General features: G+C 73.0%; 16 protein-coding genes. 12 read left to right on the top strand and 4 right to left on the bottom strand.

Translation table 11 applies throughout. The features are described 5' to 3' along the window. Positions 1–100 precede the first annotated feature (100 nt). The 3 genes from ACIQMU_RS22270 (at position 101) to ACIQMU_RS22260 (ending at position 2577) form a co-directional block, all read left to right on the top strand. Positions 101–961 carry a carbohydrate-binding protein gene (locus tag ACIQMU_RS22270; protein ID WP_352242842.1) on the top strand — a complete coding sequence of 287 codons (861 nt, stop codon included), beginning with the start codon at positions 101–103 and terminating at the stop codon, positions 959–961. Positions 962–1137: 176 nt separating this feature from the next. Beyond that, positions 1138–1647 (top strand): SigE family RNA polymerase sigma factor, encoded by a 510-nt coding sequence (locus ACIQMU_RS22265; protein ID WP_352242815.1) that lies wholly within the window; start codon positions 1138–1140, stop codon positions 1645–1647. Between the two features lie 81 nt (positions 1648–1728). Further along, positions 1729–2577, top strand: coding sequence for a hypothetical protein (locus tag ACIQMU_RS22260; RefSeq protein ID WP_402689520.1), 849 nt, complete (start codon positions 1729–1731; stop codon positions 2575–2577). An 81-nt stretch (positions 2578–2658) separates the two neighbouring features. Here ACIQMU_RS22260 and ACIQMU_RS22255 read toward each other — a convergent pair whose 3' ends face one another. Next, complete coding sequence (locus ACIQMU_RS22255; RefSeq protein WP_352242813.1) at positions 2659–4335, bottom strand: bifunctional 3'-5' exonuclease/DNA polymerase; 1677 nt, start codon at positions 4333–4335, stop codon at positions 2659–2661. 288 nt (positions 4336–4623) lie between these two features. Here ACIQMU_RS22255 and ACIQMU_RS22250 point away from each other — a divergent pair, with 288 nt between their 5' ends. From ACIQMU_RS22250 to ACIQMU_RS22235, 4 genes are all read left to right on the top strand, one after another. Beyond that, on the top strand, positions 4624–5538 hold the full coding sequence (locus ACIQMU_RS22250) for an NADP-dependent oxidoreductase (protein ID WP_402689519.1): 915 nt from the start codon (positions 4624–4626) through the stop codon (positions 5536–5538). Between the two features lie 66 nt (positions 5539–5604). After that, entirely contained in the window at positions 5605–6819 is a 1215-nt protein-coding gene (locus ACIQMU_RS22245; RefSeq protein ID WP_402689518.1) for a DUF2786 domain-containing protein, read from the top strand. Positions 6820–7431: 612 nt separating this feature from the next. Continuing rightward, positions 7432–7890: a hypothetical protein gene (locus tag ACIQMU_RS22240; RefSeq protein WP_352242810.1), complete on the top strand. Its 459-nt coding sequence runs from the start codon at positions 7432–7434 to the stop codon at positions 7888–7890. 320 nt (positions 7891–8210) lie between these two features. Further along, positions 8211–10337 (top strand): FUSC family protein, encoded by a 2127-nt coding sequence (locus ACIQMU_RS22235; protein ID WP_352242809.1) that lies wholly within the window; start codon positions 8211–8213, stop codon positions 10335–10337. Positions 10338–10376: 39 nt separating this feature from the next. Here the strand turns inward: ACIQMU_RS22235 and ACIQMU_RS22230 are convergent, their stop codons facing one another. Next, on the bottom strand, positions 10377–10880 hold the full coding sequence (locus ACIQMU_RS22230; RefSeq protein ID WP_352242808.1) for a hypothetical protein: 504 nt from the start codon (positions 10878–10880) through the stop codon (positions 10377–10379). Positions 10881–11134: 254 nt separating this feature from the next. On the opposite strand from ACIQMU_RS22230, the gene ACIQMU_RS22225 reads away from it, so the two are divergent. Continuing rightward, the gene (locus ACIQMU_RS22225) at positions 11135–11377 is read left to right on the top strand and encodes a DUF397 domain-containing protein (protein ID WP_352242807.1); all 243 of its coding nucleotides are present in this window, start codon (positions 11135–11137) and stop codon (positions 11375–11377) included. 80 nt (positions 11378–11457) lie between these two features. Here ACIQMU_RS22225 and ACIQMU_RS22220 read toward each other — a convergent pair whose 3' ends face one another. Then, entirely contained in the window at positions 11458–11964 is a 507-nt protein-coding gene (locus ACIQMU_RS22220) for an ATP-binding protein (protein ID WP_352242806.1), read from the bottom strand. Positions 11965–12322: 358 nt separating this feature from the next. On the opposite strand from ACIQMU_RS22220, the gene ACIQMU_RS22215 reads away from it, so the two are divergent. Both ACIQMU_RS22215 and ACIQMU_RS22210 read left to right on the top strand, forming a co-directional pair. Further along, the gene (locus ACIQMU_RS22215) at positions 12323–13186 is read left to right on the top strand and encodes a helix-turn-helix transcriptional regulator (protein ID WP_352242805.1); all 864 of its coding nucleotides are present in this window, start codon (positions 12323–12325) and stop codon (positions 13184–13186) included. 58 nt (positions 13187–13244) lie between these two features. Next, positions 13245–14702, top strand: coding sequence for an aldehyde dehydrogenase family protein (locus ACIQMU_RS22210; protein ID WP_352242804.1), 1458 nt, complete (start codon positions 13245–13247; stop codon positions 14700–14702). Here ACIQMU_RS22210 and ACIQMU_RS22205 read toward each other — a convergent pair. Then, positions 14647–15720 carry a helix-turn-helix domain-containing protein gene (locus tag ACIQMU_RS22205; protein WP_352242841.1) on the bottom strand — a complete coding sequence of 358 codons (1074 nt, stop codon included), beginning with the start codon at positions 15718–15720 and terminating at the stop codon, positions 14647–14649. The genes ACIQMU_RS22210 and ACIQMU_RS22205 overlap by 56 nt on opposite strands. Before the next feature lie 64 nt (positions 15721–15784). On the opposite strand from ACIQMU_RS22205, the gene ACIQMU_RS22200 reads away from it, so the two are divergent. Both ACIQMU_RS22200 and ACIQMU_RS22195 read left to right on the top strand, forming a co-directional pair. Next, positions 15785–17101 (top strand): MFS transporter, encoded by a 1317-nt coding sequence (locus ACIQMU_RS22200; RefSeq protein WP_352242803.1) that lies wholly within the window; start codon positions 15785–15787, stop codon positions 17099–17101. Positions 17102–17326: 225 nt separating this feature from the next. Next, positions 17327–17968: a PadR family transcriptional regulator gene (locus ACIQMU_RS22195; RefSeq protein ID WP_402689517.1), complete on the top strand. Its 642-nt coding sequence runs from the start codon at positions 17327–17329 to the stop codon at positions 17966–17968. Positions 17969–18010: the final 42 nt, after the last annotated feature.

The following is an 18010-nucleotide window of genomic DNA, read 5'->3' as shown; positions in this document are numbered from 1 at the left end:
ACCGCCGGGCGGTCACGACGACCGCCCGGCGCCACCGAACCTCCTGAACCTCTCCGCCTCCCCGCACCGAGGACTCCGAGGAACTGTCATGACCCCACAGATGGACAACGCGAACCCCCCTGACCCGGACGCGACCGACGAGGCGTCGGGTGACCGCCGGCGGATCAGCCGCAAGGGCCTCCTGAAGGCCGCGCTCGTCGCGAGTGCGGCGCCCCTGCTCGCCGGAGGGGGCGTCGCACTCGCCCGGGACGCCGCCTCCACCGGGAACGGACCGCTGGCCCCCACCCCGGAGTGCGACGACGGCGACGACCCGACGCCGCCGCAGATGGAGGGGCCGTACTTCAAGCCCAACTCACCGCGCCGCACCAGCCTGGTGACCCCGGGCACCCCCGGCGTGCCGCTCACCGTGAGCGGCTACGTCTTCGGCCGGGCCTGCCGCCCCATCCCCGGGGCCCTGCTCGACTTCTGGCAGGCCGACACCAACGGGTCCTACGACATGGCCCGGTTCGCCTTCCGGGGGCACCAGTTCACCGGGGCGGACGGGTCGTTCAGCCTCACCACCGTCGTGCCGGGCCTCTATCCGGGGCGTACGCGCCACCTCCACGTGAAGGCGCAGGCGCCCGGGGGACGCATCCTGACCACGCAGCTGTACTTCCCGAACGAGCCGCGCAACAACACCGACGCCCTGTTCGACCCGGAGCTGCTGATGAACGTCCGCAGCGCCGGGAACGGGCGCCAGGGCACCTTCGACTTCGTGCTCGACGTCGCCCAGACGCCCGGCCCGACCGATCCGCCCACCGACCCTCCCACCGAGCCGGGGACCAGCTGGTCGTCCGGCACCTCCTACCGCGCGGGTGACCGCGTGACCTACGGCGGGGTCGCCTACCGCTGTCTGCAGGCGCACCTGGCCATGTCGGGCTGGGAGCCGCCGAACGTCCCCGCGTTGTGGGAACGCGGGTAGACGCGGAGACAGCGAGCGCGCACCACCGCCCGCGCCCCGTTCACGCCGTCCGGCGCGTGAACGGGGCGCCTTCCCGTGCTCCGCGCGAAGTTCTCGCGGACCGTCCGAAACATTTCCCCGCCCCCGACGCGTCGTACAGGGGGAAGGGCGGAACGGACGGACCGACGGGGGAGAGCATGAGGGCGTCGCGCACCGAGGAGTTCAAGGTGTTCGCAGCCGGCCGGGCGGGCCATCTGTTCCGCTCGGCCTGCCTGCTGACCAGCGGCGATGTGCACCTCGCCGAGGACCTGGTGCAGGAGACGCTGAGCCGCATGTACGTCCTGTGGGGCCGGGCCCGACGTATCGACAACCCGGCGGCGTACGCCCAGACCGTGCTCGTGCGGGCCTTTTTGACCCACCGGCGACGCCGCTCCGCCGGCGAACGCCCCCTGGCCGAACTGCCCGAGGGCCCTCCGGCCGACACCGACGACCCGGCGCTGCGGATGACGCTGCTCCGGGCCCTGGCCCAGCTGGCTCCCAAGGACCGGGCGGTCGTGGTGCTGCGGTACTGGGAGGACCGCAGCATCGAGGAGACCGCCGCCGTCCTCGAGGTCAGTTCCGCCGCCGTGCGGACCCGCTGTGTGCGGGCGCTCGGACGGCTGCGTGAACTGCTGGGCGGCAGCATCGCGGAGTTCGCCGCGCGCTGACCTCCGGGCATCAGCCCAACCGGCCCCCCCGGAGGGGGCCGTCATCTGCCGAGCAACCGGAACGAGAAGTGGTGGTTCCCCATGCCCTTTGAAGACGAACTCAGCGAGGAACTCCGCCGGACCGGGGAGACCTTCGACCTGACCGGCTCCACCACGGTGGTGGACGGAGCGCTCGAACGCGGCCGGCGGACCGTGCGCCGGCGCCGAACCGCCGCGGTGGCGGGCAGCGTGCTGGCCCTGGCTCTGGTGGGGGGCGGCGGCGCGGTCGCGGCCGGGCTGCTGGATCGCCCCGACCACGCGGCAAACGTCGCGAGCAGCGGCCCGGCCGCGCCGTCGGCCACCGCTGCACCCACCGCCACGCCCACCACCACTCCCACCGCCACACCCACCGCCACGCCGACGGCCGTGCCCACGGACGCCGCCAAGGACGGCCCGCGCTCCGATAAGCCGGTACCGGGACCGTCGTCGTCCACGTCCCTGGACAGGGGGAACCCGGCGCCCTCGCTCGACTACACGCTGCTGATGCCGACCTTCCTGCGGCTGCTGCCCGAGGGGCTCCCGGTCGTGGAGAAGACGGACAGCGGCGGCGAGTTCGCCTCGGTCGTCGTCGACGACGGCGAGGGCCGTTCCCTCGTGCAGATCAATGTGCAGCCCGATATGCGGGACGCCGCCGGCGATCTGTACGGCGAGGCGACCACCCTGCCCGACGGCACTTTGCTCGCGACCTCGAAGAGGCCCGGCGAGAAGGGCGGGGCCGGAGTCCTCTGGTGGTCGGCCGACACGATGCGCCCCGACGGCATGCGGGTCGTCGTCTCGGCCTTCAACTCGGGCGCGCAGTCGACACCCGCCACCCGTCCGGAGCCCGCGCTCACCATGGACCAGCTCACCGCCCTCGCCACCAGCCCGGAATGGCTGAAGCTTCAGCAGTAGCAGTAGCAGTAGCAGTAGCAGAGGCAGAGGCCGTCACTCCGGTTCGTCGGCCGTTGGGCCTCCCCACGTTCGTCCGTCCGGTCACTTGGCGTCCGCGTACCGCTCCACCACCGCCGTGGTGAAGGGGAACCGCACCGGCGTCCGGCCGAAGGCGGTCCGCCCGGCCAGCTCGCCCGCCGCGCGGACCGCCTCCGTGACGGCGGCGGCCTCCCCGGCCGGGCAGTGCACGATCACCTCGTCGTGCTGGAAGAACACCAACTGCGCCCGCAGCCCCTGCTCGAAGAGCGTCCTGCGCAGCGCGGCCAGGAGCAGCAGCGCCCAGTCGGCCGCACTGCCCTGCACCACGAAGTTCCGGGTGAAGCGCCCGCGGGCCCGCGCCAGTCCGCCGTCGGACGCGGAACCGGCTCCCTCGGGGCCTTCCTGAGGGATGCCCGCCTCCTCGTCCTGGCCCGCCAGCGCCACCGGCGGGCTGGTCCGGCCCAGCCAGGTCCGCACCACGCGCCCCTCCTCGCCCGCCCGCGCCGCGTCGTCCACATAGGCGACGGCGAGCGGGAACCGGCGCCGCAGTGCGGCCAGGTTCTTCAGGCCGTCCCCGGACGTCTGGCCGTAGATCGCGCCGAGCAGCGCCAGCTTGGCGTGCTCGCGGTCACCCCGGAACGCCCGGTCGGACAGCGCCTTGTAGAGGTCGCCGTCGTGGCCGGCCACCTCCATCAGACCCCGGTCGCGGGAGATCGCCGCCAGCACCCGGGGCTCCATCTGGTCGGCGTCCGCGACCACCAGCCGCCATCCCTCGTCGGCGACGACGGCCTGGCGTATCACCTTGGGGATCTGGAGGGCCCCGCCGCCGTTGGTCGTCCAGCGGCCGCTGACCGTGCCGCCCGGCTGGTACTCCGGGCGGAAGCGGCCCTCGCGCACCCAGTCCTGGAGCCAGGACCAGCCGTGCGCGGTCCAGATCCGGTACAGCTTCTTGTACGCGATCAGCGGCTCGACCGCCGGGTGGTCCAGCTCCTCCAGCTCCCACCGCCGGGTCGACTTCACCGGAATCCCCGCCTGCGCGAACGCCTTCACCACATCGGCGGGCAGGTCGGGGCGGACCCTTCGGCCGAAGGCCGCCGACACCTCGTCCGCCAGTTCGGCGAGTCTGCGGGGCTCGCCGCCGCCCGCGTACCGCTCGCCCAGGAGTCCGTTCAGCACCTCCCGGTGGACGTCGGCGCGCCAGGGCACCCCGGCCCGGTGCATCTCGGCGGCCACGAGCATCCCCGCCGACTCCGACGCGGTCAGCAGGCGCATCCGGTCCGGGTGTTCCGCCGTGCCGTGGCGGCGCACCTGGTCCGCGTAGACCCGCAGCAGCCCCTCGAACGGCACGCCGGGGCCCGACGACGGCTCGAAGAGGGAGGACTGCGCACCCGGTTCGGCGGACCGGGCGGGCGGGTCCGGGGGCACCGGCGCGCCGTCCAGCCGGGCCAGCGCGGCTGCGGCGGACCGGGGCTCACCGAGCCGCCCCGCGTGCCCGAGCAGCAGCAGCTCGGCGCACTCGATGTCGTAACACCGCTCGACCCGGACTCCGGCGGCCAGCAGCCGGGGGTAGACCTCGGCGGTCGACCGCCACACCCAGCGCACCACATCGGGCCGGGAGCGGACCGCCTCGACGAGGTCGGGCTCGGCGAGGACCGGCCCGGCGGGCATGCCGTCCCGGGCCAGCGGCGCGAGCAGCGCCCCGCCCCCGTCCGCAGCCGCCACCGCCCACCGTTCGGTCATGGGTGCGAGTCTGGCACCCGCCACTGACATCACCCCGGATCCATGGCCGGGCCGCCCCGGATCCACGGCCGCATCACCCGGACCCACGGCCGGGCCGCCCCCGACCCACGGCCGCATCACCCCGGACCTGCGGCCGCACTGCCCCCGGACGCGTGGCCGCGCCGCCCCTGAGCTGCGGACGCAACCGCCCCGGGCCTCCCGGACACCCGGCCCGGCGGGAGCCCGGGAAGCCGGCCCGCGCCGGGGCGCCGACTGGCCGCCCGTCCCCGCAGCCGTGAGGATCACCCCATGGAAGCGATCGTGTACGAGGAGTTCGGCGGCCCCGGCGTCCTGCACCTGGCGCGTCTCGACCCGCCACGCCCCGGCCCCGGCCAGGTCCGGGTCGCCGTGCGCGCGGCCGGCGTGAATCCGCTCGACCACAAGATCCGGAACGGCTGGATGGAGGACGCGTTCCCCACCCCGCTGCCCGCCACGCCCGGCGCCGAGTTCGCCGGGGTGGTCCTGGAGGCGGGGGAGGGCGTCACGGAGTTCGCCCCCGGCGACGACGTCCTCGGCTGGAGCGCCACCGGCTCCTACGCCACCGAGGCGCTGGCCGAGACCGCCGCCCTCGCCCGCAAGCCGGAGGGCCTGTCCTGGGAGGAGGCCGCCGCGCTGCCCGTCTCGACCGGCACCGCCTCCCGGGTCCTGGACGAACTGGCTCTGGCCGAGGGCGAGACACTGCTCCTGCACGGGGCGGGCGGCGGCGTCGGCTCCGTCGCCGTACAGCTCGCGACGGCCCGCGGCGCGACCGTCATCGGCACCGCGTCCCCGGCCAACCACGACTATCTGCGGGTGCTGGGCGCGATCCCGGTGGCGTACGGGAACGGGCTGGTCGAGCGGGTGCGGGAGCTGGCCCCGGAGGGGGTGGACGCGGTCTTCGACGCGTCGGGGCGCGGTGCGCTGCCCGCCTCCATCGAACTGCGCGGCGGCACGACCGACCGGATCGTCACCATCGCGGACGGGAACGCGGCCGAACTGGGCGTCGCCTTCTCCTCCGGCGGCGGCGGACCCTCCGCCGAGCGCCTGGCCGAGCACGCCCGGCTGGCGGAGAGCGGCGAGCTGCGCGTGGAGATCGCCCAGGTCTTCCCGCTCGCCGACGCCGCGAGCGCCCACTCCCTCAGCGAGGGCGGCCACGTCCGGGGCAAGCTGGTCCTGCTGCCGTAGACGGCCGCGGGTGCGGGCGGTGCGGGCCGCGCGGGCGGTGCGGGCGGTGCACCTACCCTTGGCCGGATGGAATCGGTGATCGACCGGGCGTGCGCGGCGGCCCTCTACACGGAGGGCGACGCCGCCCTGGACGCCGGGGCCTCCCTGCTGGCCGCCGCCCCGGACGCCGACGAGGCGCTGCAACGGCGCGGCGAGGAGTTCGTGCGCCGGGCGTGGGACCGCGGCTGGCACCCCGCCGACCTGGTTCGGTTCGTCCGCCGGGAGCTGGACGAGCGGCGGGCGGCGCTGGCCGCGACCCTGATCGCCGCCGAGACCGCCCGGTACAAGGAGCTGCCGCCCCGCTGGCGGCAGCAGCTCGCCGGATTCCCGCCCGCCGTACCCGTCAACAGCCCCGACCGCTTCCGGTACGCGAGCGACCTGCTGGAGCTGTTCCGGCTGCTGCTGCGGCTGCCCGCCATCGAGCCGGTGGGGCCGCCGCCGGGCGCCGCCGCCGACCACCTCCACCGGCCGCCCGCCGCCGACGAGCCCCGCATGCTCACCCGCATCCGGGCTCTGCTGGCGAAGGCGGAGGCGACCGGCTTCCCGGAGGAGGCCGAGGCGCTGACCACCAAGGCCCAGGAGCTGATGGCCCGGCACAGTGTGGACGAGGCGCTCCTCGCCGCCCGGACGCGGAGCCGCGAGACACCGGGCGCCTGCCGGATCGGAGTGGAGCCCCCGTACGAGAGCGCCAAGGCGATCCTGCTCGACGCCGTCGCCTCCGCGAACCGGTGCCGGGCCGTGTGGAACGACGACCTCGGCTTCACCACGGTCGTCGGCTTCGCGCCGGACCTGGAGGCCGTCGAGCTGCTGTTCACCTCCCTGCTCGTCCAGGGGACGGCCGCGATGACCCGGGCGGAGGCCGGGCAGCGCGCCGGGGGACGCAAACGGACCAAGACCTTCCGGCAGGCGTTCCTCATGGGATACGCCCAGCGGCTCGGCCGGCGGCTGGCCGCGGGCACCGAGCGGGCCACGGCCGCCGCTGGCGCGGAAACCGGCGGAGAGGCCGGCGCGGAGGCCGGGGACGTGCTGCTGCCCGTGCTGGCCGCCCGGGACATCGCGGTCACCGACACCGCCGGGCGGATGTTCCCGAGGACCACGACCACCCGGGTCCGCGGTGTCACCGACCTGGACGGCTGGACGCACGGCACCGAGGCCGCCGACCGGGCCCGTATGGGCGGCGGGCCCCGGGGCGGCACGCCGCGCGGACCCGACGGCGAGATCACGGCGGGTCCGCGGACGTGAGCGGTGTGCCGTCCCGACTTGACTGACTCGCTGTCACGTCGCCTGGGGATCGCGGGTGGCGGGGGCCTGGCAGCGGGAGGCCCGTGGCCGTGGGTGATCGTTTCTGTTCTCGACGCAGAACGGTCTCGACGCAGAACGATCACCCGGAAGCCACGGGCTCGGACAGCCATACGGCGTCGCTGCTCGACCTGGGCGCCCTGCCCGTCGCCGCCCCACCCCGCGACCGGAGCGAAATCCCGCGACCGGGGCGAACTCCGTGCACGGCTCCTGGACGCGACCCGTCCCGCGGTGTTCCGCAGCGGCATGATGGGATGGCCATTCCAGCAGGTCAGAGGCGTGAGCGTCCCGCAATCCCCCATATCTCCCCATGCCTCTTGGCGGGCCCGACCCGGAGTGGAATGGTCTTGGTCGCGCCCGCGTCTCGACGTCGGTTCCGAGTCGTGGACGTCGGGCGAGTTCCTTGGACAGGAACAGCAGAGGTGCTCAAGTCGTGACCCACCTTGAGACCGCAATGGGAGACCCGCAAGGGGGAACCCGGAATGGGGAGCAAGCATGAAGAGCTTTTGGCACCGACAGGGCCAGGCGCGTACGGCGACGGGCACGGGGCGTCGCGTGAAGCGGACTGTCGCAGCGGGGGCGGCGGGCCTCGTTCTCGCAACCGGCATGACCGCCCTGGCCACGCCCGCCCAGGCAGCCTCCAAGATCACTTTCACTGTCTCGTACAAGTCGGACGGTTCGGCGAAGATCCTGGTGCGCAACAACGGCGCCGTAGCCGGCGTGGTCCTCTGGGCGGCCGACCCCGACTCCTACCCCTACACGACCGACAACAAGGGTGACACCCTCTACGTCCGGGACCAGTACCGCGACGGCTATGCCATCTCCGGCACCGTCGTCCAGGCATCCGGAGCGCCCAAGCACTACCGCTCTGTCAGCACTTCCGGCCACACCGCGGACTACAGCGTCCGCAAAACCCAGAACCTCGCCGAAGGCCACAAGCTCCAGCTCCGGGCCCAGGTCCTCCAGGGGTCCAAGGTCATCCGGTCCAGCGTCTACTACAAGATCCGCGCTTAGCGCGCTCGGGCCGTCGGCCGCCGAGCGGCCGGCGTTCGACCGCCTCGCGACGCGGCCGTCGCCGCCGCTCCGGTGACCGGCGGCCGGCTGTGGACGGGGGGTCCCCCGTCCACAGGTGGCTCTCGAAGCCGTCGGGCACGGTGGCGAAGGGGCGCGAGCGGTCTTCGGCGAACCCGCCACCAGGTACGGAATCGCGGACCTGTCACCAGGTACGGAATCACTGTCGTTCCGGTCGCCGAGAATCGCCTTACCGCGCCCAAGTTCGAGGACCCATCATGGCGTAGGCCCGACTTGCCCAGAATTGCGGCTAGGCTCGGCCCATGAGCTGGCTCCGGGCGCTGAAGGAGACCGCCCGCTCGGGGCTGGAGATCGAGCGGCAGAGGCTGGAACCCCTCATCGCGCTGCGCGGTGCGGCCGGCCTCGCCCTCGTCGTCGGCACGGTCCTCGTGCTGTTCGGCCCGGAGATCGCGGCGAGCTCCGCCTTCGGGGCGTTCCAGGCGGCCCTCGCCACCTTCCAGCGCAGCTGGCGCCCGCGCCCCGTCCTCGCCCTGGTCTCCGGGGCGAGCCTCGCCGTCTCGACGTTCCTCGGCTATGTCAGCGGCGCCCACGTCGTGCTCTTCCTGTGCCTGCTCGGCGCCTGGACCTTCCTCGCCGGTCTCGCCTGGGCGGCGGGTCCCACGGGCGGCATCATCGCCGCCTCCAACGTCGCGATCATGCTGGTGACGATCACTCTGCCCACCTCGGTCGCGGACGCCGCCGTCCACGCGCTGATGATCGCCGTCGGCGGCGTCGTGCAGGCGGCGCTCATCGTCCTCTTCCCGGTCCGCAGATGGGGCGCCCAGCGCGACGCGCTCGCCGACGCCCTGGCCGCCGAGGCCGACTACGCCCGGCGGCTGCGGCACGACCCGGTCGCCCCCTTCGACCCGCTGCCCCTGATGACCGCCCGCAGCGCCGCCGCCGTCACCCCCCGCCAGGCCCGCCATCGCCCCGCCGAACTGCACGGGGCCCGGGGCGTCGCCGAGCGGCTGCGCCCGGTGCTCGCCTCGCTCGCGGACCCGGCGATGGGGGTGCCCGGCGACGGACTGGAGCGGCTCTGGGTGAACGAGCTGCTGGGCGCCGCCGGCTCGGTCCTGGACGCCGCCGCGCGGGCCGTCCGGCACGGCGAACCCGTGCATCTCTCCGCCACCGACCTGGGTGTCCTGAAGACCCCCGACAACGACGTGATCCTGGTCGGCCCCGCCCGCCGGGCCTCCGACCGGCTCGCGGCGCTGCTCGACGACGTCCTGGAGATCGCGGAGGGCACCGGCACCGACAGCGGTGTCCCCGCCGGTCTCGCCCCGGACACCCGGCACCGGCCCACGCTGCTGAGACTGGTCCCGGTGGTGCTGGCCGCGATGCGCCGCGAACTGCACCACGGCTCGCCGATCCTGCGCCACGCCATCCGGATCGCGGTCGTCGCCGTCTCCGGGTACTTCGTCGGCGCGGCCGTGCCGTTCGGCCACGGCTACTGGGCCCCGATGACCGCCGTCATGGTGATGCGGCCCGAGTTCTCGCAGACGTACTCCCGCTCGGTGGCCCGCTTCGGCGGCACCCTGGTCGGTGTCGGGCTCGCCACCGCCGTCATGCAGACCGCCCACCCCGGTGCCCGGCTCTCCGCGCTGCTCGCGGTGGTCTGCGCCGGGCTGATGTACCTGCTCATGCGCACCGGCTACGCGGTCGGCCAGGTCTGCGTCGCCGCGTACGTCGTCTTCCTGCTCGGCATGGCCGGCGACGACTGGTCCCAGACCGTCACCGAACGCATCGTGCTGACGCTCGTCGGCGGGCTCCTCGCGATGATCTCGTACGCGGTCTACCCCGCCTGGGAGACACCGCGGCTGCGCACCCGGCTGGCCGAGTGGCTGATGGCGGACGGGCGGTACGCGGCCACGGTCGTCGACCGGTACGCGGACCCGGCCTCCCGGGACGCCGCCGACGTCCGCGACGCCCTGATCGCCACCCGGGAGGCCCGGGTGGCGTGGCAGGAGGCGCTGGCGACCGCCCAGCACGAACCCGTACGCCACCGGGGCATCTCCCGGGCCGCCGCCACCGACGCCCAGCTCGCGCTGGCCCAGCTGGGCCGGTCCGCCATGGTCCTGGAGGCCCACCTGCCGTCCCGGTCGGCCGACCCGGTGCCCGGCGCCGCCCAGCTGGCCGAGGCGTTGCGCCGGGCCACCGAGAAGGGCGCGAAGGCGGTACGGGAGCGGCGGCTGCCCGACTGGCAGCCGGTGGTGGACGCGGTGGCCCACTGGGACATGGCCACGCCGACGGAGGACGGCACGACGCCGATCGGCGACCCGGTCGTGCGCCGGGGCGCCGCGCTGCTCCTGGAGGCGCTGGAGGAGTTCACCCGCGCTCTGGACGAGCGCGGCGGCTCCACCCGCGTCAGCAGCACGCTCGCCGGGGACTGAGCGGACCCCGGCGGGCGGGGCCTCAGGCCGTGGCGGGCCTCACGGCGCGGGGATCTCGGGCATGTCCGGGAGCGAGGGCATGTCGGTGGGCAGCTTGCCCGGGTCGGCCTTGGTGAGGGTGTCCTTGACGCCGCCGTCCCACGAGACGACCAGCTTCGTGCCGTCGACGGAGTCGATCGCGCCCATCGTGCGGTCGGTGGAGCCGCCGGTGCACTTCAGCGCCAGCATCGGCTCGCCGCCCATGTCCTTCACATCGCCCTGGCACACCGACCGGTCGGCGACGAGGGCGACCTTGCGGGCGGTGACGGACACGGTGACGTTCTTGCCGTCCGTCAGCCCCGCCCAGGTGCCCTCCAGTGCCGCGACGTCCGTACCGCTGCCGGCGGACTCGCCGGAGCCGTCGTCACCGCCCCCGGGCGTCGCGCTCGCCGCGGAATCCGTCTTCGCGTCCTTGTCCGCGTCGTCGCCGCCGCATGCCGTCAGCGCCAGTGAGGCGGCCAGTGCGGCGACGGCCATCGCGCCCGTGCGTAGAGACCTGGTCACGTGGAGTTCCCCCTTGCTGTTCCCCGGATGAAGGACCGCGCCACGTTACCAAGGTCCGTGTGGTTCAACTCCGGGGAGCGGGAGCGAATGAGACGTGCCGTTCGTCTCTCTTCCGGAGGGCGCGATCGGTTGCCGAATGCCTGTAATCAAAGGAACACCCGCCGTGCACGTGCATCTGCTCATGCATTGGCATATGAACAGAGCTATGATCCGAGCTAGTTGACACTTGCACCTTGCAACTCGGGGAGCGTCCTGTGCACCACGTGTACAACGGCATGGCGGCCACAGAGCTTCACGGAGTCGTCTGGCAGAAAAGCAGGCACAGCAACTCCCAGGGCTCCTGTGTGGAGTTCGCGCGGCTGCCCGGAGGCGATGTGGCGATGCGGAACTCCCGTCACCCCGACGGGCCCGCCCTCGTCTACACGCCCGCGGAGATCGAGGCGCTGCTGCTCGGCGTCAAGGACGGCGAATTCGACCACCTGGCCACCGGCGGCTGACGCCGGGCCCGGCGGGGGCGGGCCGGGACGCGCGCGATCTTCCGGACGCGTGCCCCGGGCCGGACCCGGGGCACGCGGCCCTACGAACCCGCCTTGGCGCTCTCCGGGAGGCGGAAGAGGGCCCAGACCACCTTGCCGTACAGCGGGCCGGAGGGCGGTTCCCCGAGCGGCACGGGCGAGGGGTGCCAGCCCCAGCTGTCGCTGACGCATTCCACCAGGAACAGTCCGCGGCCGGACTCGGCCGAATCCGGCGCCTCGCCCGCCACCGGGCTCTCCCGGCTGGGATCGCGCACCGCGCACACCAGCCGTGAGGTCCAGCGCATCAGGTGCAGCCGCACCGGCGGGTCCTGGAACTCCCGGGGCGGCTCGCCGGGCAGGGCGTGACGCAGGGCGTTGGTGACGAGTTCGGACACCACCAGGGCGACATCGTCGAAACGGTCGCCCAGCTCCCACCGCTCCAGGGTGGACCGGGTGAACTTCCGTGCCCCGCCGACCGCTTCGTAACGCGCGGGCAGAGCGCAGGACGCCGATCCGGCAACCCCTGAGGGGTCGGTGGGGGGAAGCCCCTGCCGTAACGGCTCGAGCATCGTCGATCCATTCGTCCCCATACGAGGCACTCCCGGGATTCGCGGCTGTAGCGGCACTGCCTGTAGCGGTACTGCGGGGGGTACAGCGGCACAACACGAGCACGCAGGTGCGCGACGCCCATGGTTCCGAATGCGCAGGGCAGATGCAAGGGCAGATGCACGTGCACGCGCCGGAACTGCCCGATACCGTGGTGGTTCTGGGGTATTTCTTCCCGAGGTCAGTTTCGGAGCTTTCTGGACGTCTTCACATTTCCGTAATCGAATGAGTACGGGCTGAAGCGTTTTGGTGGCAGAATCCGGCACTCGGGGTTCCGGGGGGCTCCGGGTGCCAGGGAGAGCGATGGGGAGGGTCGGACCAGTGTCGGCAGGCGAGTCGAGTGGATCGGTGGTGCGGCGCATCCTCCTGGGCTCTCAGCTCAGGAGGCTGCGGGAGTCGCGCGGCATCACCCGTGAGGCGGCCGGCTACTCGATCCGGGCCTCCGAATCGAAGATCAGCCGCATGGAGTTGGGACGGGTGAGCTTCAAGGCCAGGGACGTCGAGGACCTGCTCACGCTCTACGGAGTCGCGGACGAGGCGGAGCGGGACTCCCTCCTCGGCCTGGCCCGCGAGGCCAACGTGGCGGGCTGGTGGCACAGTTACGGAGACGTGCTGCCCGGGTGGTTCCAGACGTACATCGGTCTGGAAGGCGCCGCCTCCCTCATACGCGTCTACGAAGTCCAGTTCGTGCACGGTCTGTTGCAGACCGAGGAGTACGCCCACGCGGTCGTCTCGCGCGGAATGCGCGGCGCCTCGCCCGCCGAGATCGACCGCCGGGTGGCGCTGCGTCTGGAGCGCCAGAAGGCCCTCGTCTCGGAGCGCGCCCCGGCCTTCCACGCCGTTCTCGACGAGGCGGCACTCCGCCGCCCGTACGGCGAACGCGACGTCATGCGCGCCCAGCTGCGGCATCTGATCGATATGTCGGAGCAGCCGAACGTCACGCTCCAGGTCATGCCCTTCAGTCACGGTGGTCATGCCGGCGAGAGCGGCTCTTTTACGATGCTGCGTTTCCCGGAATCCGACCTGTCGGACATTGTCTATCTGGAGCAGCTGACGAGCGCGCTCTATCTGGACAAGCCCGAGGAAGTCGCGCAGTACGAAAAGGCCATGGCGGGTCTCGCCCAGGACAGCCCCGCACCGGAAGAGAGCCGGGATCTTTTGCGCGGTCTGCTCCAACTAATCTGATTACTCAGTACGATGACGTCGCATCAGGAGTCTGCGAACGCCTGCAGTAAGGGATTGCATGTCCTACTTCCATGAACTGGCCCACCAGTACATCGACGGCGAGTGGCTGACCGGCAGCGGCTCGTGGGACATCATCGATTTCAATCCCTACAACGGTGAGAAACTCGCCGCCGTCACCGTGGCCACCGCGCTGGAGGTCGACCGGGCCTACCGGGCCGCCGAGCGGGCACAGCAGGAGTGGGCCCTCGTCAACCCCTACGAGCGCCGCGCCGTCCTCGAACGCGCGCTCCGCATCCTCGGCGAACGCGCCGAGGACATCGCCGAGGCGATCATCGACGAGCTGGGCGGCACCCGGCTGCGGGCGCGCTACGAGGTCGATGGCGCGGCGGAGTTCCTGCGCGAGGCGATCCACCAGGCGCTGCGGCCCACCGGGCGGCTGCTGCCCGCCGTGGGGGACGGCCGGGAGAACCGGCTCTACCGGCTGCCCGTCGGCGTCGTGGGCGTCATCAGCGCCTTCAACTTCCCGTTCCTGGTGACGATGAAATCCGTCGCGCCCGCGCTGGCGCTCGGCAACGCGGTCGTCGTGAAGCCCCATCAGAACGCGCCCGTCGTGGGCGGCGGGCTGATAGCGAAGATATTCGAGGACGCGGGACTGCCGGCCGGGCTGCTCAACGTGCTGATCACCGACAGTGCCGAGATCGGCGACGCGTTCATCGAGCACCCCGTGCCGAAGGTGATCTCGTTCACCGGCTCCGACCGGGTCGGCCGGCACGTCGCCGCCACGGCGGCCGGCGCCTTCAAGCGGACCATCCTCGAACTGAGCGGGAACAGCGCCCTGGTGGTGCTGGAGGACGCCGACGTGGACTACGCGGTCCGGGCGGCCGTCTTCAGCCGCTTCCTGTACCAGGGGCAGGTCAGCATGGCGGCCAACCGCATCCTGGTGGACCGGTCGGTGGCGGCGGAGTTCACCGAACGGTTCACCGCCGAGGTGGCCGCCCTCAGGACCGGGGACCCGAGGGACCCGGAGACCCGGATCGGCCCTGTCATCAACGCCTTCCAGGCCGACGCCCTGGACGCCCTGGTCGAGCGGGCGGTCGCGGACGGCGCGACGGCGCTCGTGAGGGGCCGGACCGTCGGCAACGTCGTCGGGCCGACCGTCCTGACCGGTCTCGCGGAGGACTCCCCGCTGCTGACACAGGAGATCCTCGGCCCGGTGGCCCTCCTCATGACGTTCGACGGCGAGGAGGAGGCCGCGCGGATCGTCAACGACGGCCCGTACGGACTCAGCGGCGCGGTGCACACCCGTGACGCGGAGCGCGGGGTGCGGTTCGCGCGGCGCATCGTCAGCGGGATGTTCCACGTCAACGACTCCACCGTGCAGGACGACCCGCTGGTCGCGTTCGGCGGCGAGAAGACGTCCGGGGTGGGGCGGCTGAACGGCGAGGCCGTGGTGGAGGCGTTCACCACGCAGAAGTGGATGTCGATCCAGCACGGACGTTCGGTCTTCCCGTTCTGACGGGCGCCGCCGTCCGCATGCCCACGGGCCCCCGGAAGGTGGTGCGGTAGGCGCTCGGCGACACGCCCAGCGCCGCGTGGAAACGGTGGCGCAGATTGGCCGCCGTTCCGAGCCCGGCGCGGGCGGCCACCTGCTCGACGGGCATGTCCGACTCCTCCAGCAACTCCCGGGCGAGCTCGATGCGTTGCAGGGCCAGCCAGTTCATCGGCGTCAGGCCGACCTCGTCCCGGAACCGCCGGGTGAAGTGCCGCACGCTCATCGACTCCCTGGCCGCCAGCTGCCCGAGCGTGATCGGGTCCTGGAGCCGCCGCAGCGCCCACGCGCGGGCGGCCGAGGTCCCCGGAGCCGACCGTCCGGGCACCGGCCGCCGGATGTACTGGACCTGGCCGCCCTCGCGGTGGGGCGGCACGACCGTGCGCCGGGCCACGTCGTTCGCGACGGCGGTGCCGTGGTCGCGGCGGATCATGTGCAGGCACAGGTCGATCCCGGAGGCGCAGCCCGCCGAGGTCAGGACGGCCCCGCCGTCGGTGTAGAGCACGTCCGGGTCCAGCTCGACCCGCGGGAAGAGCCGGCCGAACAGCTCCGTGTACCTCCAGTGGGTGGTGGCCGTGTGCCCGTCGAGCAGCCCGGCCGACGCCAGCACGAACGCACCGGTGCAGATGGAGGCCACCCGGACGCCGGGCCGGATCAGCGCGAAGGCGTCCGCCAGCGGGGCCGGGAGCGCCGGCGTCTCCTGGACGTAGTCCTCGTACGACGACAGGACGATCACCGTGTCGGCCTCGGCCAGCGCCTCGGGGCCGTGCGGGACCGCCACGGTGAAGTCGCCGTCCGTGCGGACGTCCCCGGGCGTCAGGGAGCAGGTGGCGACCTGGTACAGCGGCTCGCCGTCCGCCGACGCCCCCTGTCTGGCCTGGCCGAAAAGCTGGTGCACGATGCCCAGCTCGATGGGGAGCAGGGCCTCGCGGGCGAGTACGGCGACGCGGTGGCGCCCGGGGTGGGTGAAGACCGTCATGGCCATATCCTTGCGCAGCTGGTCCATCCGGACACTCGTGGTGGCGTGCCTCGCTCGCCAGGCTGCGTGCATGGCTCCCTCCACCTCCACCTCGTCCCCGGCCCCGGCGTCCACGCGGCCCTCCCGCCGGCTCCGTATCCACCGTGCCTGGCTGATGGCCGCCGTCGCGGGCGCGGCCATCGTCACGGCCGGCGCGTTCACCACCGTGCCGGGCCTGCTGGTGACGCCCCTGCACGAGGAGTACGCCTGGGAGCGCGGGCAGATCGCGCTCGCCGCCTCGGTGAACATGGTGCTCTTCGGCCTCACGGCCCCGTTCGCGGCGGCGCTGATGGACCGGATCGGGGCCCGCCGGGTCGTCATGGGGGCGCTGCTGCTGATCGCGGCGGGAGCGCTGCTCACCGGTGTGATGACGCGGCCGTGGCACCTGGTCGCGTACTGGGGGGTGCTGATCGGCCTCGGCAGCGGCTGCCTGACCATGACGTTCGCCGCCGGGGTGACCGCCCGCTGGTTCGACCGGCGGCGCGGCCTGGTGACCGGTGCGCTCAGCTCCTCCAGCCACCTGGGCCAGTTGCTCTTCCTGCCCCTGCTGGCCTGGTCCGTCGGCCGCTTCGGCTGGCGTCCGCCGGTGGTGACCCTGGCTCTCGTGGCCCTGGCGGTCGCCGCCCTGGTGTTCCTGCTGCTGCGCGACCACCCGGCCGACGTCGGCGCCGCTCCGTACGGGGCGGCGGAGTCCGTTCCCGGGCCGCCTCCGGCCCCCGGGGCAGCGGCGCGCACGCTGCGAGTGCTGGCGCGTGCGGTGCGCACCGGCCCGTTCTGGCTCCTGGCCGGGATGTTCGCCCTCTGCGGGGCGTCCACCAACGGCATCATGTGGTCCAACTGGGCCCCCGCCGCGCACGATCACGGCATGCGGGCCACGGCGGCGGCCTCGCTGCTGTCCCTCGTCGGGGCCTTCTCCGCCCTCGGTGCGCTCCTGGCCGGCTGGCTGACCGACCGGTTCGACCCGCGCCGCCTGCTGACCGTCTGCTTCGCGGTCCGCGCGCTCACCCTGCTCGCCCTGCCCCAGGTGTTCGCCTCCGAGGTCACGGCCCCGATGCTCCTGTTCGTGGCCGTGTACGGGCTGGTCGACATCGCGACCGTGCCGCCCGTCATCGAACTCTCCCGCCGCGCGTACGGCCAGGACGGCCCCATCGTCTTCGGCTGGACGAACGCCGCCCACCAGCTGGGGGCGGGCGCCTCGGCGTTCCTCGGGGCCACCGCGCGGGACGTGCTCGGCACGTACGACGCGGTGTGGGTGGCGCTGGCGGCCGGATGCCTCGTCGCGGCGCTGCTGGCCCCGGCCGTACGTGCGAGGGCACACCGGCCGGCCGTTCGCAAGCGGCCGGGCTGAGGGCTGTCCCGTAATCCCTGGTGGACCGGCGCGCGGCGTCGGATGCGGTGCATCGCAAGGCGAAGGGATGTCCGCGTACCGGATGTCTGTGGATGTTCCGACAACGCGGCGAGGTGCCGTAGCTGTCGTCGTGCGCCCGCCAGGGATTGCGGGACAGCCCTTACCCTAGTCAAAGTTGAATAGGAGCTCCGGCGCGGGAGACCCCCGGGGAAAGGGATGGGTGTCATGTCCGCGATCCGGCTGCTGGTCCTCGGCGCCGTGCGCATGCACGGCCGCGCGCACGGCTACCAGGTCCGCAACGACCTGGAGTACTGGGGTGCGCACGAGTGGTCCAACGCCAAGCCCGGGTCGATCTACCACGCCCTGAAGCAGATGGCGAAGCAGGGGCTGCTCCTCGCGCACGAGACGGCCCCCTCCACCGCCGGCGGCCCGCCGCGCACCGAGTACGAGATCACGGAGGAGGGGCTGGCGGAGTGCCGCAGTCTGCTGCGCGAGGCCATCCGCTCCTACGACCAGAACATGGACGTCCTCTCGGCGGCGATCGGGTTCATCGTCGACCTGCCCCGGGAGGAGGCGGTCGCGCTGCTCAAGGAGCGGATCGAGGGCATCGAGGAGTGGCGCCGGTCGGTCACGGAGTACTACACGCCCGAGGAGGGGCCGGAATCCCTCGGCCACATCGGCGAGATCATGAACCTGTGGGTGCACTCGGCCGACAGCGGCGCGGAGTGGACCCGGGGCCTGATCGCCAGGATCGAGAGCGGGGCGTACACCTTCGCCGGCGAGGGCGACCCGTTCGTCGGGCTGCTCGCCGACGGTGAGGTCAATCCCTACGCCACCGGCGTTCCGCACCCCGGGGATCACGACTAATCAAGTTTGACGAATGAGCGATGAGGGTTTACCTTCGTCCTG

The organism is Streptomyces sp. NPDC091649 (assembly GCF_044756785.1).
In the GTDB taxonomy this organism is placed as follows: domain Bacteria; phylum Actinomycetota; class Actinomycetes; order Streptomycetales; family Streptomycetaceae; genus Streptomyces.
The sequence above is the reverse complement of the archived record's forward strand: the minus strand, read 5'-3'. Positions and strand labels throughout refer to the sequence as shown.

What these genes read in the sequence shown, in the direction of transcription:
- ACIQMU_RS22270 (WP_352242842.1), top strand. Translation starts at nt 101, where the DNA reads ATGGACAACGCGAACCCCCCTGACCCGGACGCGACCGACGAGGCGTCG.
- ACIQMU_RS22210 (WP_352242804.1), top strand. Translation starts at nt 13,245, where the DNA reads ATGTCCTACTTCCATGAACTGGCCCACCAGTACATCGACGGCGAGTGG.
- ACIQMU_RS22220 (WP_352242806.1), bottom strand. Translation starts at nt 11,964, where the DNA reads ATGCTCGAGCCGTTACGGCAGGGGCTTCCCCCCACCGACCCCTCAGGG.
- ACIQMU_RS22195 (WP_402689517.1), top strand. Translation starts at nt 17,327, where the DNA reads ATGTCCGCGATCCGGCTGCTGGTCCTCGGCGCCGTGCGCATGCACGGC.
- ACIQMU_RS22235 (WP_352242809.1), top strand. Translation starts at nt 8,211, where the DNA reads ATGAGCTGGCTCCGGGCGCTGAAGGAGACCGCCCGCTCGGGGCTGGAG.
- ACIQMU_RS22200 (WP_352242803.1), top strand. Translation starts at nt 15,785, where the DNA reads ATGGCTCCCTCCACCTCCACCTCGTCCCCGGCCCCGGCGTCCACGCGG.
- ACIQMU_RS22260 (WP_402689520.1), top strand. Translation starts at nt 1,729, where the DNA reads ATGCCCTTTGAAGACGAACTCAGCGAGGAACTCCGCCGGACCGGGGAG.
- ACIQMU_RS22205 (WP_352242841.1), bottom strand. Translation starts at nt 15,720, where the DNA reads ATGGCCATGACGGTCTTCACCCACCCCGGGCGCCACCGCGTCGCCGTA.
- ACIQMU_RS22255 (WP_352242813.1), bottom strand. Translation starts at nt 4,335, where the DNA reads ATGACCGAACGGTGGGCGGTGGCGGCTGCGGACGGGGGCGGGGCGCTG.
- ACIQMU_RS22245 (WP_402689518.1), top strand. Translation starts at nt 5,605, where the DNA reads ATGGAATCGGTGATCGACCGGGCGTGCGCGGCGGCCCTCTACACGGAG.
- ACIQMU_RS22265 (WP_352242815.1), top strand. Translation starts at nt 1,138, where the DNA reads ATGAGGGCGTCGCGCACCGAGGAGTTCAAGGTGTTCGCAGCCGGCCGG.
- ACIQMU_RS22250 (WP_402689519.1), top strand. Translation starts at nt 4,624, where the DNA reads ATGGAAGCGATCGTGTACGAGGAGTTCGGCGGCCCCGGCGTCCTGCAC.